This window comes from Synechococcus sp. KORDI-100 (assembly GCF_000737535.1).
Lineage (GTDB): Bacteria > Cyanobacteriota > Cyanobacteriia > PCC-6307 > Cyanobiaceae > Parasynechococcus.
Map to the genome: position 1 here is coordinate 1,900,175 of NZ_CP006269.1, position 13,028 is coordinate 1,913,202.

Below are 13,028 nucleotides of genomic sequence, written 5' to 3' on the forward strand. Positions count from 1 at the left end.
CGCCAGCGATCGCCATATCCCGGAAGCCCCGCCCCAGTGGTGGGGCTTTCCCATGCCCTTCGTCAGCGATGCCAGCATTGAGAGCAGTGCTGGGTTCCCGCATTCATGAGCACTTCTCCCACGAGGGACAACTGGTAACTGACGCGACGTCGAGGACATCGGCCTCACGTTGATCAACCCCTGGGATCTGGATGGCCAACACAACTGATCCAACCAACGGCTCATGCGTCCTCGGCATCGACGCCGCCTGGACGGCCCACAACCCCAGTGGTGTAGCTCTGGTGCAACGAAAAGCTGAGGGTTGGCAATGCCTGGCCCTGGCCCCCAGTTACGACGCCTTCATCCGCCTAGCATCTGGGCAGCACTGGGATCCAAAGACCAAAGCCGGCGGCAGCAGGCCCGACCCTGCAGCCCTGCTTCAGGCCTCACAGCAACTGGCCGGTGCAGCCGTTAGCTGCGTCGCTGTCGACATGCCCCTGGCCACGACTCCGATTACCGGCCGACGGGCCGCCGACACGGCCATCGCCAGCCGCTTCGGGACCCGGGGCTGTGCGGTGCACAGTCCGTCGAGCGAACGCCCCGGCGCCATTGCCGATCAGCTGCGAGGCGTCCTCGCCGCTCTTGGCTACCAGCTGCACACCACCACTGTCCCCACACCCTTCCCTGCCCTCATCGAGGTCTATCCCCACGTCGCCCTGTTGGCACTGCTGGAGCGCAACTACCGGGTTCCCTACAAGGTGAGCCGCTCGCTGCAGTACTGGAAGGCCGAGTCGCCCGCACCCGCCGAACGCATCGAACGGCTGCTTGATCAATTCAGAGCGATCAACACCGGGCTTGAGGCCCAGATCAGCGGCATCCCGAAGTTCATCCCCGAGCCATCTGAGGTGACAACCCTGGCGTCGCTCAAGCCGATCGAAGACATCCTCGATGCCCTGATCTGCGCCTGGATGGGGATCGAACACCTCGAGGGCCGCACCGCTGGGCTGGGGGATGAGAGCGCCGCGATCTGGATTCCAGTGAGCCTTTGTGAGTAGGCAGCCAGGGCGTTAAGGCACAGGAACGAACAACGGATCTGGCCGCCCGACGACCAGCTGCCCACAGGCGGCACCATCCCGATCCAGAGGTTGGTGGAGTCCTGCATGTTAGAAGTACCGATCTCCGACTACTGCCGCGATCTTCGTACCGAGCTGACTGAGGGCATGGAGCAATAGAGAGAACTGCTGCATTGCCTGCCGTGAGCCAGCGTCTGGACAAGACCATCAGCTGCGCTGAGGATGGTTCCGAATCCATCAAACCTCCGGGAGCCCTGAGATGCAGCGACGAACCAGGAGCGTTTTTGGCATGGCCTGCCTGCTGGGGATCGGTCTGAGTGGCAGCCCGGGGCTTACGCAGATGCGAGGGCCACGGATCAACGATGTGAGGAATGTGACCTGCGTTGCCAATTGGGAACGGCGCTTCCGACTGATCAGTCCGGGATTCTGGGAGATGCGAATGGGCGCGAACGACAGGAATCCATTCATCTTTCGCGAGACCGATCGCAACACCACCACAATCTTCCTTCAATCGGTTCAGAACAGTCGCTTGAAAAGCAAGCTCAATCTCAGGAAGCAACGCATCAAATACATCATTCCGGGTCAGGAAAATGACCCTTTGTATTTTGCAATTGAGTCCTTCAACATCAACGGCGGAAGCTGTTAAAACTGAGCCAGACATCACGGCTGTGAACGACAACAGGTCATCGCCATGGTTCAGTAACGATTGGGCAAACCGTCGAAGGTCTGCTCAACGATTCGGCGATTTTCATTTGTCAAAGCGACCTCACTCTTTCGCCCAGCGCTGGTTGCAGCGACCTGAACACTGCATCTCCCCCTCCGGATAGGTGTAGCCGGCTCTGCGGGCGTTCTTCTCCACCTCAGCCGGATTGGAGCCACTGAATGTTCGGGTTGTTTTCGCCTCAGCCGGAGCTGGGCTGAATGGCATGGCCGCTGCCAGGAACAGAGCAGCTGCAACAACACGCTGAAGAAGGCTGAGCTGCATGCAGTCGTTGAGGATCTGATTCGACGCTAAGTCCGCCGACGGCCAACCTCACTGCCGTCAGCCCGCCAGCCAGGGCCAGCGGATGCCCGCAGCCTCCAGCGGGTCCATCACCAACTTGTTCAACGCCCGGCCGAGCACAACCTGCGGTTCATCGGCGCGGATCGGAAGCACCGCGTGCTGGCGGCTGGCAGCAGGGTCACTGCCCTGCACAATCCCCTTCCGCAGCAAGGAATTGGCAGCCTCAAGCCCGCACACATAGGCACGTTCCTGGCAGAGGCCCTTGGCACCGAATTCACGCCTGCCCATGCGCACCCAGTCGCCGGCGCAGACCACCCTCTCCAGAGACGACTCCAACGGTGGCCGTTGGCTGAAGCTTCCCGGCGAAAACAACGACACCGATCCCGGATAGCGGCGCACCTCCTGATCCACCACCTGCGCATCGCGGAAGGCGGGCTGCGCCTGGGGCAGCAGGTCCTGCATCAGGCAGTCGACGATCGCCTGATCACTGAGCTCGGCGATCGCCGTGGCGTTGTAGAAGTCGCTGGCGATCACCGATCCCTGCACCGGCTGGTCGCCCCAGAGCTCCTGCAGCGTGTCGGCCTGCAGTTGATCCAGCATGAAGAAGGTGCCCCCGGCGCCGCGCAGGCCCTCGAACCGGGAGAAGACATTGGCGGGATCGGCGACCTGAACGGTGCGATCCAGCCACAACCGCACCGACACCACATCAATGGCACCAAGCGTACCTGCCTCCGCAAGCTCCGGCGCCAACGCCGCGCACTGCGGCGACGCCTGCATCAATGCCCCCATTCCCTTGGATCCCACCGCCAGCACCACAGCATCGACGTCGTCGATTACACCCGTCTCACCGGTGACAACCTCCCGCGTCTCCACGGAATCAATCGCCCTCCCATCGGCCGAGACATTCAGGCGAGCCGCCAGGGTTCCCCCCATCAGCTGCATCTGATGCTGGCTGCACAACCGCTCACACAGGGGAGCGATCAGATGCTCGGCAATGCTCCTGGACTTGATCCAGCGCACATCAAAGGAATCCTGATGGGCCAGGGCGTAGTAGTAGAGCAGCTCCATCGTCACCGCCGCCGAGAGCTCCTCCGGCGGTTTGAACAGACCCACCAGCAACGTCGGCCGCAGGAAGTCGTCGATCATGCGTTCGCTGATCTGCAACTGCTGGAACAGGGTCAACGCGTCCATCGCGTCGTAGCGGCGATAGACCGCATCGCTGCGGTTCAGATCGAGCATGGCGACCAGCAGTCCGACGATGCTCAGTAGATCGGCGACCGGCAGTCGCTTGAAGTTGCTGACCGTGGCAAAGGCCTGCCCCAGTGGACTGGGCAGCTGCAGCCCTTCTCCGAACACCGGTGCCGTGGCCTCCAGCCCCTGGGGAGACCAGAAGGCACTGCTGGTGAACTCAGTGAAAACGTTGCGCAGCCCGAGATCCTCGGTGAGCGCATTGATGTTCGGGTAGTCCCGCCAGAAGCCGCGGGTGCCGGCCTCAAAGGGTTTGCCGCTGGCTGTGGTGAGCGGTGTGCGGCCACCGGGATCCGCCATCCCATCCACCAGGGTGACGCGCACGCCGGCTTCACACAGTGCCTTGGCGGCACCCCAGCCCCCCCAGCCGGCACCGATCACCACCACATGGGATGCAGCGGCGGCTGATCGATCCTTCGCCGTCATGGGTTGGTCCTGCAGCGAATCAAGGCGCATAAGTTAGGCACGGGCTGGGATCACCCCGTCAGACTCAACGACCGACACGGTTGAACCAGCCCCGGCCCGATGCTCCGTGCACTGCTGCTGATTCTCAGTCTCTGCATCGGCGGCGCAGTCTCGGCGGCTGCACCGGTCAGCCGCGACGACCCGGAATCTGCCGATCCCGGCGGCCAGACCATCTCCACGGCTGCGGGATCCGGCGTCGTTGTCACCGCCAATCCGCTGGCCAGCTCCGCGGCCCTGGCCATGCTGCAAACCGGCGGTTCCGCGGTGGATGCCCTGGTCACGGCGCAGGCGGTGCTGGCTGTGGTGGAACCCCAAAGCTCAGGCCTGGCGGGTGGTGGTTTCCTTCTCCACTGGGATGAACAGGAACACTCCCTGGAGGTGCTGGATGGCCGCGAAGTCGCCCCCGAGCGCAGCCGAGCGGACGACCTGCTTGATCCCTCCGGAAAGCCACGGCCCTGGCGTGAAGCCACCAGCCTCCTCAACGCCATCGGCATCCCCGGCACCATCGCCCTGCTCTGGGAGGCCCATCAGCAGCACGGCCGTTTGCCCTGGTCCACCACCCTGCAACCGGCCATCCGCCTGGCCCGCGATGGTTTCAAACCCAGCCCGCGCCTGCGTCGCTCGCTTGGCATGGCCAAGCGCATCGGCATCGATCACAGCCCCGCCTTCCAGGCCCTCTACCTCCCTGGTGGCCAGGCACCGCCAGCGAATCAGCTGTTTCGCAACCCTGCCCTGGCCCGAACCCTCACAACCCTGGCGAGAGAAGGAGGCCCGTCGTTCTATAAGGGAGCCCTGGCGCAACAGATCCTGAACGAGATCAGCGCCCTCCAATCCGATGAACCCGGCTTCCGCGGCTGGACCTCGGCTGATCTGGCCACCTATGCGGTGGTGCGTCGCCAACCCCTCTGCAAGCAACAACTGAACCACCGCCTCTGCACGGTTCCACCACCCAGCAGCGGCGGGCTGGCGGTGCTGCAGACCCTGTCCCTGCTGCAGGAGCTGAACGGTCCCACCGGCGCGTCCGCGTCGGATCCCCGGTCCTGGCAGCGCCTGGCTCAGGCCCAGAGCTGGGCGGATGCCGATCGCCTCTACTGGGTGCGCGATCCGATCGATGGCGCCATCCCCAGCCGCGGTCTGCTCGATCCGGCGTACATCCGTGCCCGCGCCCGGACGATTCAGGTCAGCCCCGCTCGGCGCCCGACACCTGGCCTGCCCCCGGGGACCACGCGCTATCCCTTCGCCTTACCGAAGCAGGGCCGGGAAGAGGGCACAAGCCATCTCTCGATCGTGGATCGCCAGGGCAACATCGCCAGCTACACCAGCTCGGTTGAGACGGTGTTCGGCAGCCGCCACCTGATCGCCGGGATGGTGATGAACAATCAGCTCACCGACTTCTCCTTCCAGCCTTCGATCGACGGCCAGCCGGTGGCGAACCGGCGCTGGCCGGGACGCCGGCCGGTGTCCTCAATGGCACCGATGATCGTGTTCAAGGCAGGGCGGCCGGTCCTCGCGATCGGCAGTCCCGGAGGGCGCAGCATCCCCCACATTCTCAGCCGCGTGCTGCTGGCCTCCCTCGTCTGGCAGGAGTCACCGCCCAGGGCTGTGGGACTGCCCCATCTCTCGGCACGATCAACCCAGTTGGTGCTGGAGAAGGATCCACCCCTGCCCTGGCCGATCGACATCGATCGTTGGGATCCCGACGATCAACCACGTCTTATTCGACGTCTCGGCAGCGGCACCGCTCTCCTACAATGGACCGACGGTCGGTGGTATGGCGTCGCCGATCCACGCCGTGAAGGGACAGCCCTGGCGCTGCCCTGAGCAGATTTCTTCGGCAGCCGTTAGCTTCTAGCGAGTTTCGAAACGGTTGCCATGCATAGGAGTCCGTTCATAGCATTTGCAGGCGGCACCATCGTCATTGCCGTGATGGTGCTGGCCGCCTTCGCCAACCTGGCCAACGCTGCCGAACCCACCTGCCCACGCAGCCAGACCAAGGCCACGACAGAGCAGCTCCTACCTGCAAGCGACCAACCGGAAGGGAACGAAGCCTGATGACTCCCGATTCCTCTGTTGGCTGGCCGGTTGTGCTGCCACTGGTTCTGTTCTTCAGCGGCATCGGCGCAGCCGCAGCGATTACCCAACTCCTCGCTGCCTTCTGATCAAAGGCGATTCGATCCGCTGAATAGCATCGCGAGGGAGACCGTTCGACCTCATGTCCACCACTTCGAAGAGCTTCACGGAGTTCGCCGAGCGGGTCGACTACTCCCTGCTGGAGAGTCTGCATCCGGATCCTGAGGCTACTGCGGATGGCATCGATCACCGTCCTCGGCCGGTCTACTCAGGTCACTGGGTTCCGGTGAAACCGACGCCGATTCCCAACCCGGAATACGTGGCCCACAGCCAGACCCTGTTCGCTGAACTGGGTCTGGACGACGCTCTTGCCCAGGACCCTGCCTTCACCAGCCTGTTCTCCGGAGATGCCTCCGTGGCCACTCCGCCGATGCGCCCCTGGGGTTGGGCCACCGGGTATGCCCTCTCGATCTACGGCACCGAGTACATCCAGCAGTGCCCGTTCGGGACGGGTAACGGTTACGGCGATGGACGGGCCATGTCGATCGTGGAAGGGGTGTTCAACGGCAAACGCTGGGAAATGCAACTCAAGGGTGGTGGTCCCACCCCCTATTGCCGCGGTGCCGATGGCCGTGCGGTGCTGCGCTCGAGCGTGCGCGAATTCCTGGCCCAGGAGTTCATGCACGCCCTCGGCGTTCCAACCTCCCGCTCGCTGACGCTGTACATGTCGCGCGCTGAGAGCGTGCGCCGCCCCTGGTACTCGGAGAACTCCCGCTCCTTCGATCCGGATGTGATGGTGGACAACCCGGCAGCCATCAGCACCCGCGTCGCTCCATCGTTTCTGCGCGTCGGCCAGATCGAGCTGTTCGCCCGCCGAGCCCGCGACGATGCTCACCCGGAGGCGCGCCTGGAGTTGCAGTTGATCGTGCAACACCTGATCGAACGCAACTACGGACCAGAGATCGACGCCAGCCTGCCGTTCAACCAGCAGGTGCTCGAGCTGGCCCGCCTGTTCCGCGAACGACTCATCTCCCTGGTCGCCAACTGGATGCGGGTTGGCTACTGCCAGGGCAATTTCAACAGCGACAACTGCGCCGCAGGGGGCTACACCCTTGATTACGGCCCCTTCGGATTCTGTGAGCTGTTCGATCCCCGCTTCCAACCCTGGACCGGCGGTGGTGCCCACTTCTCCTTCTTCAACCAACCTGTGGCTGCGGAGGCGAACTACCGCATGTTCTGGAAATCGCTGCGCACCCTGCTGGAGGGAGACGACAACGCCCAGGAGCAGCTTGATCGGCTGCAGCAGGGCTTCGCCACAGCGATGCAGCTGCAACTCGAGACGATGTGGGCCAGCAAGCTCGGTCTGCCCGCCTACGACGAGGCGTTGGTCGGCGAGCTGCTGCAGCTGATGGTGGCCTCCAAGGCCGATTACACCAAAACCTTCCGGCTGCTCTGCGAGCGACCCGGCCATTCATCCGAGCTGCATCCGAGTTTCTACCTGCCCAGCTCCGACGCGATCGATGCCCATTGGCAAGCCTGGTTGAAGCGCTGGCACGCCTCACTCAGCAGCAACGACAACCTGAGCGAGACGTCTGCAGCGATGCGGCGCGTCAACCCCGCCATCACCTGGCGCGAATGGCTGATTGCCCCCGCCTACCAGCAGGCCGAACAGGGCGATCATGAGCTGGTGCGGGAGCTGCAGCTGTTGTTCCGCCACCCGTACGACGACCCATCGGAAGCGCTTGCATCGCGTTACGACCAACTCAAACCACGCGAGTTCTTCAGCGCTGGGGGAATCTCTCACTACAGCTGTTCGTCATGAAACTCCTCCTCCTTGTCGGCGCCTTCGTCCTCGTCACGCATCCTGTTCACGCAGACAGCGAATTCAGAGGCGTTGATGCCTATCCGGACCTCCTGAAGCAATGCCAGGACAGCAACCCGTTGTTTGACACGTTGGAAGACTGCGTGCGATTTCAGGCCGTCATCCCTCCACCGCGTGATCTCTGGACAGACATCTGCCTTGGCGAGGATGACATGCGTGACAACTATCGACGTCAGAAAGAAAAGTATTGCGGCTGCATGCATCAAACGATCTTTTATGACCAACCAGAGAAATCCTTCAAAAGCGCTGTCCAGCTCTGCAAGGGCAAATTCCCTCCGCTGGAGTACGGAGTCCTCTCTCATATCAGGCGACCGAGCAGGTCTGTCACTTGATGTTCAGAATCATCTTGGTAATCAACAATCAGCGGCGCTGAAGGTGCCGCCGATACCAGGCAATCTCAGGCGGAACCACTTGCAATCCTTCAGGTGGTCAATATGGGGGTTCGGGCATGTCCCAATGGTCAATCACGGATTCAATGATCCAAGCAAAAGCTTTGAGGAACGCTGCATCAGACATCAGAACCAGGACGAAGAACACGCTCTCTGATGTTCAGCCAACTCAATCTTTCAGCAACGCCATTCAGTCATCAAGCCATACATCCAACCGCAGACCGCTCGCGATGCCTGATTCGGTCAACTGAAAGGCGCCCATCGACCCATGGACGGGCATTGATCAGCCCCGCCATCAATCAACAGCTTGCACCTGAAAACCCATGCAAGAGCTGGATCAAAACAAGGCATCAATGTTCGCCATGAACAAGTTCCGTTGCCATCGCCATGGACATGGCAACGGCAGGACTGGCTGATGCAACCGCAGATCCTTCAACAGCATGCTTTGGTAGCTGCATCTCCGTGAATCGGGTCTTGAACGCCTCGTCCGTCCAACCACAGGAGCGACCGACAACCAGCCAGCAGGTCCATGGCGTCTGGAGCCTGGTGACCTATCTCGTGGAGGTCAAGGAATCGGACGAGACATTTCCGCCAATGGGGAACAACCCCTCGGGCTATGTGATCTTCACCCCTGAAGGGCGACTGGCCTTCACCCTTTCCGCCGAAGGCCGCCAGGCAGCTGAAAGCATCGAGGACAGTGCCGGTCTGCTCAGCAGCATGATCGCCTACACCGGCACTTACACGCTGGAGGACAACCGCTGGATCACCAGGGTGGACGTGGCCTGGAATCCAGAATGGGTTGGCACCGAACAGACCCGTTATTTCCGTATTGACGATGACCGGCTCACGGTCACAACCCCCTGGCGTGTGATGCCGAACTGGCCGGAGAAGGGACTCACCCGCAGCATCGTGACCTTCCAGCGTTGTCGGTGAGTCAATCGCCGGCTGATCGCTGATTTATGGTTGTAAATCACCGTCAGGCGATCATCGAATCCGTCGCGTCCGCCGCCATCAGCCGCTCTCTGATCTGGACGGCTGCAGCGCAGTAGGCCGACCAACCTCCCATCCGGCGCAGGTCGGCCCGGCCGCGATCGTCAACGGCTTCCGAGACACAGACGCCTTCAACCTCCGCCTTCTCAAAGGCCGCAAGCAAGGGGATTTCAGCGGTCAGCACGTCCACTCCGAAACCGTCCAGCGTCTGGCGAGCGTCGTTGGCCAGACGTTGCTTACGACTGTCGACCTTCACCAGAAGGGCCGCATGCAGGGTGTCCATGCTGCGCAGGATGGACGACAGCTCAATGGTGAGTTCCACCGACCGGGCCTGGGGCGTTGTTGGCAACAACACCAGATCGGCACCAGCGGAGAGGTTTTTGAGTTCCTCTTCGTGGCTGCTGGCCTGGCCATCGGTAATGATCACTTGGGCTGCCCGGGTTGCCTTGGCAGCGGCTTCGACGGGCACAACCTCAAACGGCAACATGCCACGGGCGGCATACGCCGTGGCGGAGCGATTGCGATCGGCATCCACGACACACACCGAATGACCCTGTTGTGCCCAGACGCAGGCGAGGTGAACACTGGTGCAGGTTTTGGCAACGCCTCCTTTCTGTCCGAAAACCGTCAGGAACATTGTTTTTGATGAGAGTAGAAACAACGCCGAAATAAGTCCTGGCGATATCGCCAAAAACACACGATCCGGCTGATCAGATTCTTGGGATCAACGCATCGTTCGGAAAAAACTCTTCAAAAAGGCAGATCCGATCGGCCCAACGCATCTCCACCTCCAGGCGCATCAAGCGATTCCGTACCCACATCAACGTATCCAGATCGATCGGTTGATTCACCTTGCGCTGCTGAGCTCTCGCCCAACCGTCCTTGTTTTGAAAGGAGTTCACGACCATCTTGCTGACAGCGCTCCAACCGTAAAAGCGGTATTGCTGCTCGCAAGCAGCTCCACATTCAGTAAGCAGCGATGAACACCAAATCCGTCAAAAAAGGTTCATTTCCACCACGATTTAACAAAGACTTTGAGTCCATCAGCGTCGAGGAAAGGTTCCAGGTCGCTCCAACGATGTCTGAATGAATGGTCTCCGGGATGATCCACAGGCGTCATCCACTTGCCATCAGCACAGGATCGATCACGCCTGAGACGCTGCAGGAACCGCAGCAACGGGCTCCGTTCATCCTGGACATGCAACTGAGTATCCATACCTACAACCTGTTCGAGGAATCGCAGGAATCATGTGGATTCCCCTCCGGGAGGGGAATCAGCGTCGAGTGTTGGGAGGGTTGGGGAACCCTCCCAATTTTTTTGTCTCTGCGCTGAAACAAACCTGATTGTTGCAAACGGCGCTAGGGAAAGGAGGCTGGCTGACCTGTTTCCCTTGATCTCCCTTCCTCCCATCGCCGGTCGCGAAGCGGATCTGCAAAGCCTGTTGCAATCACAAAGCCCCGTCTGGATCCAGCACAGCAATCTGAACCTTGATCGGATTCGTTCCAGCTTCGCCTGTGCGTTGCACATGCACCAACCGACCATTCCCGCCGGTGCCGATGGGGCGTTGATCTCCCATCTCCAGTACATGATCGAGCACCAGGGAGAAGGCGACAACCACAACGCCGAACCCTTCGCCCAGTGCTACAGGCGGCTGGCCGACCTGATGCCGCAACTGATCCGTGAGGGCTGCAACCCGCGCATCATGGTGGATTACTCGGGAAATCTGCTCTGGGGTGTTGAGCAGATGGGACGGCAGGACATCACCGGAGCACTGCGTTATCTGGCCTGTGATGCAGAGATGCAGCGCCATGTGGAGTGGCTTGGCAGCTTCTGGAGCCACGCGGTGGCTCCCTCCACACCGATCCCCGACCTGAAGCTTCAGATCACAGCCTGGCAGCATCAGTTTGCGGCCATGTTCGGGGATGAGGCACTTCAGCGGGTCAGGGGGTTCTCGCCACCGGAGATGCACCTGCCCAACCATCCCGACACCTTGTTCGAATTCATCAGCGCCCTCAGGCAATCCGGTTATCGCTGGCTGATGGTGCAGGAGCACAGCGTTGAAACCCTCGACGGTGCCGCTCTCAGTCAGGAGCAGAAGTATCTGCCGAACCGGCTGATCGCCCGCAACAGTTCCGGCGAGACGATCAGCATCACGGCGCTGATCAAGACCCAGGGGTCCGACACCAAATTGGTGGGACAGATGCAGCCCTGCTACGAAGCGCTTGGGCTGCAAAGGCTGCCGTTGGGTGGCCGGGAGGTGCCGCCACTGGTGAGTCAGATCGCTGATGGCGAAAACGGCGGCGTGATGATGAATGAATTCCCATCGGCATTCATCCAGGCGAATCAGCGCATCCGGGAAGCGCAGAACGGCACCGTCGCCATCAACGGCACGGAGTATCTCGAGCTGCTGGATGCCGCCGGACTGAGCAGCGATCAGTTCCCGACCATCCAGGCCGTTCAGCAGCAGCGCCTCTGGCAGAGCATCGACGCAAGGCCAACCCCAGCCAAGGTGTCGCAGGCCATCGACGACCTCACCAAAGCCGGTGAGGGCTTTTCAATGGAAGGGGCTTCATGGACCAACAACCTCAGCTGGGTTGAGGGTTACGACAACGTGCTGGAACCGATAAAACAGCTCAGTGCACGCTTTCATCAGCACTTTGACGCGGCCCTTGCTGAGGATCCGAGCCTGACCAGGCGAAGGAATTATCAGGAAGCTTTGCTGCACGTGTTGCTGCTGCAAACCAGCTGTTTTCGCTACTGGGGCCAGGGAACCTGGACCGACTATGCCCGCACGATTCACCAGCGCGGTGAAGCCCTGTTGCCATGAACCATGCCGTGATCATTAATGTCAGCCGACATCAATAAAAAGATGCAGGGCAGCGTGTCGAAGCCGATAAAATTTAAATTTTGCAGCCACCATGGCACTGACGGGCTTTGAGATCAGCGTCGGCGGTGTTCTCTCGATCCCCGTCGTTGCAGGGCTTACTTTCATTGGCTTCAAGAGCTGGGGTGAAAAAAACCTCGACAGCTCCAAGCTCAAACCCAAGAAACCAGCTCCTGCCGCAACTGCCGTCGCAAAAAAAGCAACACCTGCCAAAAAGACAGCCCCTGAACAGACATCAGCCACTGTCAAGACAACAATCACTGAAAAGACGACAGACGCTGACAACAAACCGGCTACTGATAAGACAACAGCCACTGATGAATCAGCCGCCTCCAGCAAAAAAGCAGCTGCAGATTCCGATCCATCAGCTGCGCAGGTGAAATCAAGCCCCAAGGAAAAACCCGCGGCCACATCAGACGTGCCAGCCAAGCCGAGTCAGGAGGCCTGAGTCAGCGGCCCGATGGCAGGTGAGCTCAGCGGTGGCACGGGGCTCGGAAGCGATCCGCCTTGCTGGTCGCCTGATGTTTGGTACGACGTCCACTGACGCGCCGTCTCCACATCCGGAATGATGAAGCTTTCAACTCAAAGCGCATCAAGGCGATCACATCCTTCTCCTTGAGGCCGAACTGCATCTCAATGGCTTCAAACGGCGTGCGATCTTCCCAGGCCATTTCGATTACCCGATCCACATCCTCGATCGGCAGCTGTTGGTTTGCACTCATTGATTGCTCTTCTGCCAGGCACGTTCCAGCCGCTGGCGAGCCGAGGCAGGCGGTGTGCCACTCGAACGCAAGCTGCTGCGGTAAGAGGCCGTCAGCCTCCAGAACTTCCAGATCGAGGCGGCTGCCACGACACCCCAACCAAGCAGAAACCAGTTGCTGTGCACCGCCACAAAACAGTCAGGCCACCCATGATGGCGACATGCGTCCACCTGCTGCTCCCTCCACAATCTGGAATGCCGGCATCGTGCTGATGGTCACGATCGGCGTGATCCACTACCTGCTGAACCGCTGAGACGCATGGACCCGGAGGTGCGTCTGTTCG

The 13,028-nt window shown here is 61.0% G+C and carries 16 protein-coding genes; 8 read left to right on the forward strand and 8 right to left on the reverse strand.

Features of this window, described 5'->3' with window-relative positions; all coding sequences use genetic code 11:
- The first annotated feature begins 191 nt into the window (after positions 1-191).
- Together KR100_RS09690 and KR100_RS09695 are read left to right on the forward strand one after the other, a co-directional pair.
- The gene (locus tag KR100_RS09690) at positions 192-1,034 is read left to right on the forward strand and encodes a DUF429 domain-containing protein (RefSeq protein ID WP_038545275.1); all 843 of its coding nucleotides are present in this window, start codon (positions 192-194) and stop codon (positions 1,032-1,034) included.
- Between the two features lie 277 nt (positions 1,035-1,311).
- Positions 1,312-1,698, forward strand: coding sequence for a hypothetical protein (locus KR100_RS09695; protein WP_156098022.1), 387 nt, complete (start codon positions 1,312-1,314; stop codon positions 1,696-1,698).
- Between the two features lie 120 nt (positions 1,699-1,818).
- On the opposite strand, the gene KR100_RS09700 is transcribed toward KR100_RS09695, so the two are convergent.
- Positions 1,819-2,037, reverse strand: a complete 219-nt coding sequence (locus KR100_RS09700; protein WP_038545283.1) for a hypothetical protein — start codon at positions 2,035-2,037, stop codon at positions 1,819-1,821.
- Positions 2,038-2,094: 57 nt separating this feature from the next.
- Positions 2,095-3,729: an FAD-dependent oxidoreductase gene (locus KR100_RS09705; protein ID WP_038548532.1), complete on the reverse strand. Its 1,635-nt coding sequence runs from the start codon at positions 3,727-3,729 to the stop codon at positions 2,095-2,097.
- A gap of 99 nt (positions 3,730-3,828) precedes the next feature.
- Between KR100_RS09705 and KR100_RS09710 the strand changes: the two genes are divergently transcribed.
- The 3 genes from KR100_RS09710 (at position 3,829) to KR100_RS09715 (ending at position 7,660) form a co-directional block, all read left to right on the forward strand.
- The gene (locus tag KR100_RS09710; protein ID WP_038545286.1) at positions 3,829-5,589 is read left to right on the forward strand and encodes a gamma-glutamyltransferase family protein; all 1,761 of its coding nucleotides are present in this window, start codon (positions 3,829-3,831) and stop codon (positions 5,587-5,589) included.
- Positions 5,590-5,640: 51 nt separating this feature from the next.
- Positions 5,641-5,820, forward strand: a complete 180-nt coding sequence (locus KR100_RS15385) for a hypothetical protein (RefSeq protein WP_081858903.1) — start codon at positions 5,641-5,643, stop codon at positions 5,818-5,820.
- 160 nt (positions 5,821-5,980) lie between these two features.
- Entirely contained in the window at positions 5,981-7,660 is a 1,680-nt protein-coding gene (locus KR100_RS09715; RefSeq protein WP_038545289.1) for a protein adenylyltransferase SelO family protein, read from the forward strand.
- Here KR100_RS09715 and KR100_RS09720 read toward each other — a convergent pair.
- The gene (locus KR100_RS09720; protein ID WP_038545292.1) at positions 7,642-8,022 is read right to left on the reverse strand and encodes a hypothetical protein; all 381 of its coding nucleotides are present in this window, start codon (positions 8,020-8,022) and stop codon (positions 7,642-7,644) included. The two genes, KR100_RS09715 and KR100_RS09720, sit on opposite strands and share 19 nt — an antisense overlap.
- Before the next feature lie 561 nt (positions 8,023-8,583).
- Here KR100_RS09720 and KR100_RS09725 point away from each other — a divergent pair.
- Positions 8,584-9,042 (forward strand): lipocalin-like domain-containing protein, encoded by a 459-nt coding sequence (locus KR100_RS09725; protein WP_038548535.1) that lies wholly within the window; start codon positions 8,584-8,586, stop codon positions 9,040-9,042.
- 43 nt (positions 9,043-9,085) lie between these two features.
- Here the strand turns inward: KR100_RS09725 and KR100_RS09730 are convergent, their stop codons facing one another.
- Together KR100_RS09730 and KR100_RS09735 are read right to left on the reverse strand one after the other, a co-directional pair.
- Positions 9,086-9,736, reverse strand: coding sequence for a ParA family protein (locus tag KR100_RS09730; RefSeq protein WP_038545295.1), 651 nt, complete (start codon positions 9,734-9,736; stop codon positions 9,086-9,088).
- 73 nt (positions 9,737-9,809) lie between these two features.
- Positions 9,810-10,007, reverse strand: coding sequence for a hypothetical protein (locus KR100_RS09735; RefSeq protein ID WP_028952331.1), 198 nt, complete (start codon positions 10,005-10,007; stop codon positions 9,810-9,812).
- A 182-nt stretch (positions 10,008-10,189) separates the two neighbouring features.
- Between KR100_RS09735 and KR100_RS15390 the strand changes: the two genes are divergently transcribed.
- Positions 10,190-10,432 carry a hypothetical protein gene (locus KR100_RS15390; RefSeq protein WP_081858904.1) on the forward strand — a complete coding sequence of 81 codons (243 nt, stop codon included), beginning with the start codon at positions 10,190-10,192 and terminating at the stop codon, positions 10,430-10,432.
- 58 nt (positions 10,433-10,490) lie between these two features.
- Positions 10,491-11,927 (forward strand): glycosyl hydrolase family 57, encoded by a 1,437-nt coding sequence (locus tag KR100_RS09745; RefSeq protein ID WP_081858905.1) that lies wholly within the window; start codon positions 10,491-10,493, stop codon positions 11,925-11,927.
- A gap of 21 nt (positions 11,928-11,948) precedes the next feature.
- Here KR100_RS09745 and KR100_RS15975 read toward each other — a convergent pair whose 3' ends face one another.
- The 3 genes from KR100_RS15975 to KR100_RS15980 are packed head-to-tail and all read right to left on the reverse strand — an operon-like array spanning position 11,949 to position 12,876.
- On the reverse strand, positions 11,949-12,413 hold the full coding sequence (locus KR100_RS15975; protein WP_156098023.1) for a hypothetical protein: 465 nt from the start codon (positions 12,411-12,413) through the stop codon (positions 11,949-11,951).
- A 44-nt stretch (positions 12,414-12,457) separates the two neighbouring features.
- Entirely contained in the window at positions 12,458-12,706 is a 249-nt protein-coding gene (locus tag KR100_RS09755; RefSeq protein WP_038545304.1) for a TIGR03643 family protein, read from the reverse strand.
- A complete protein-coding gene (locus KR100_RS15980) occupies positions 12,703-12,876 on the reverse strand; it encodes a hypothetical protein (RefSeq protein WP_156098024.1) in 174 nt (57 codons plus the stop codon). Before KR100_RS15980 ends, KR100_RS09755 begins: the two co-directional genes overlap by 4 nt.
- Between the last annotated feature and the right edge of the window lie 152 nt (positions 12,877-13,028).

Coding starts and splice junctions, on each gene's coding strand:
- KR100_RS09690 (WP_038545275.1), top strand. CDS start 192: ATGGCCAACACAACTGATCCAACCAACGGCTCATGCGTCCTCGGCATC.
- KR100_RS09695 (WP_156098022.1), top strand. CDS start 1,312: ATGCAGCGACGAACCAGGAGCGTTTTTGGCATGGCCTGCCTGCTGGGG.
- KR100_RS09700 (WP_038545283.1), bottom strand. CDS start 2,037: ATGCAGCTCAGCCTTCTTCAGCGTGTTGTTGCAGCTGCTCTGTTCCTG.
- KR100_RS09705 (WP_038548532.1), bottom strand. CDS start 3,729: ATGACGGCGAAGGATCGATCAGCCGCCGCTGCATCCCATGTGGTGGTG.
- KR100_RS09710 (WP_038545286.1), top strand. CDS start 3,829: ATGCTCCGTGCACTGCTGCTGATTCTCAGTCTCTGCATCGGCGGCGCA.
- KR100_RS15385 (WP_081858903.1), top strand. CDS start 5,641: ATGCATAGGAGTCCGTTCATAGCATTTGCAGGCGGCACCATCGTCATT.
- KR100_RS09715 (WP_038545289.1), top strand. CDS start 5,981: ATGTCCACCACTTCGAAGAGCTTCACGGAGTTCGCCGAGCGGGTCGAC.
- KR100_RS09720 (WP_038545292.1), bottom strand. CDS start 8,022: ATGAGAGAGGACTCCGTACTCCAGCGGAGGGAATTTGCCCTTGCAGAG.
- KR100_RS09730 (WP_038545295.1), bottom strand. CDS start 9,736: ATGTTCCTGACGGTTTTCGGACAGAAAGGAGGCGTTGCCAAAACCTGC.
- KR100_RS09735 (WP_028952331.1), bottom strand. CDS start 10,007: ATGGTCGTGAACTCCTTTCAAAACAAGGACGGTTGGGCGAGAGCTCAG.
- KR100_RS15390 (WP_081858904.1), top strand. CDS start 10,190: ATGGTCTCCGGGATGATCCACAGGCGTCATCCACTTGCCATCAGCACA.
- KR100_RS09755 (WP_038545304.1), bottom strand. CDS start 12,706: ATGAGTGCAAACCAACAGCTGCCGATCGAGGATGTGGATCGGGTAATC.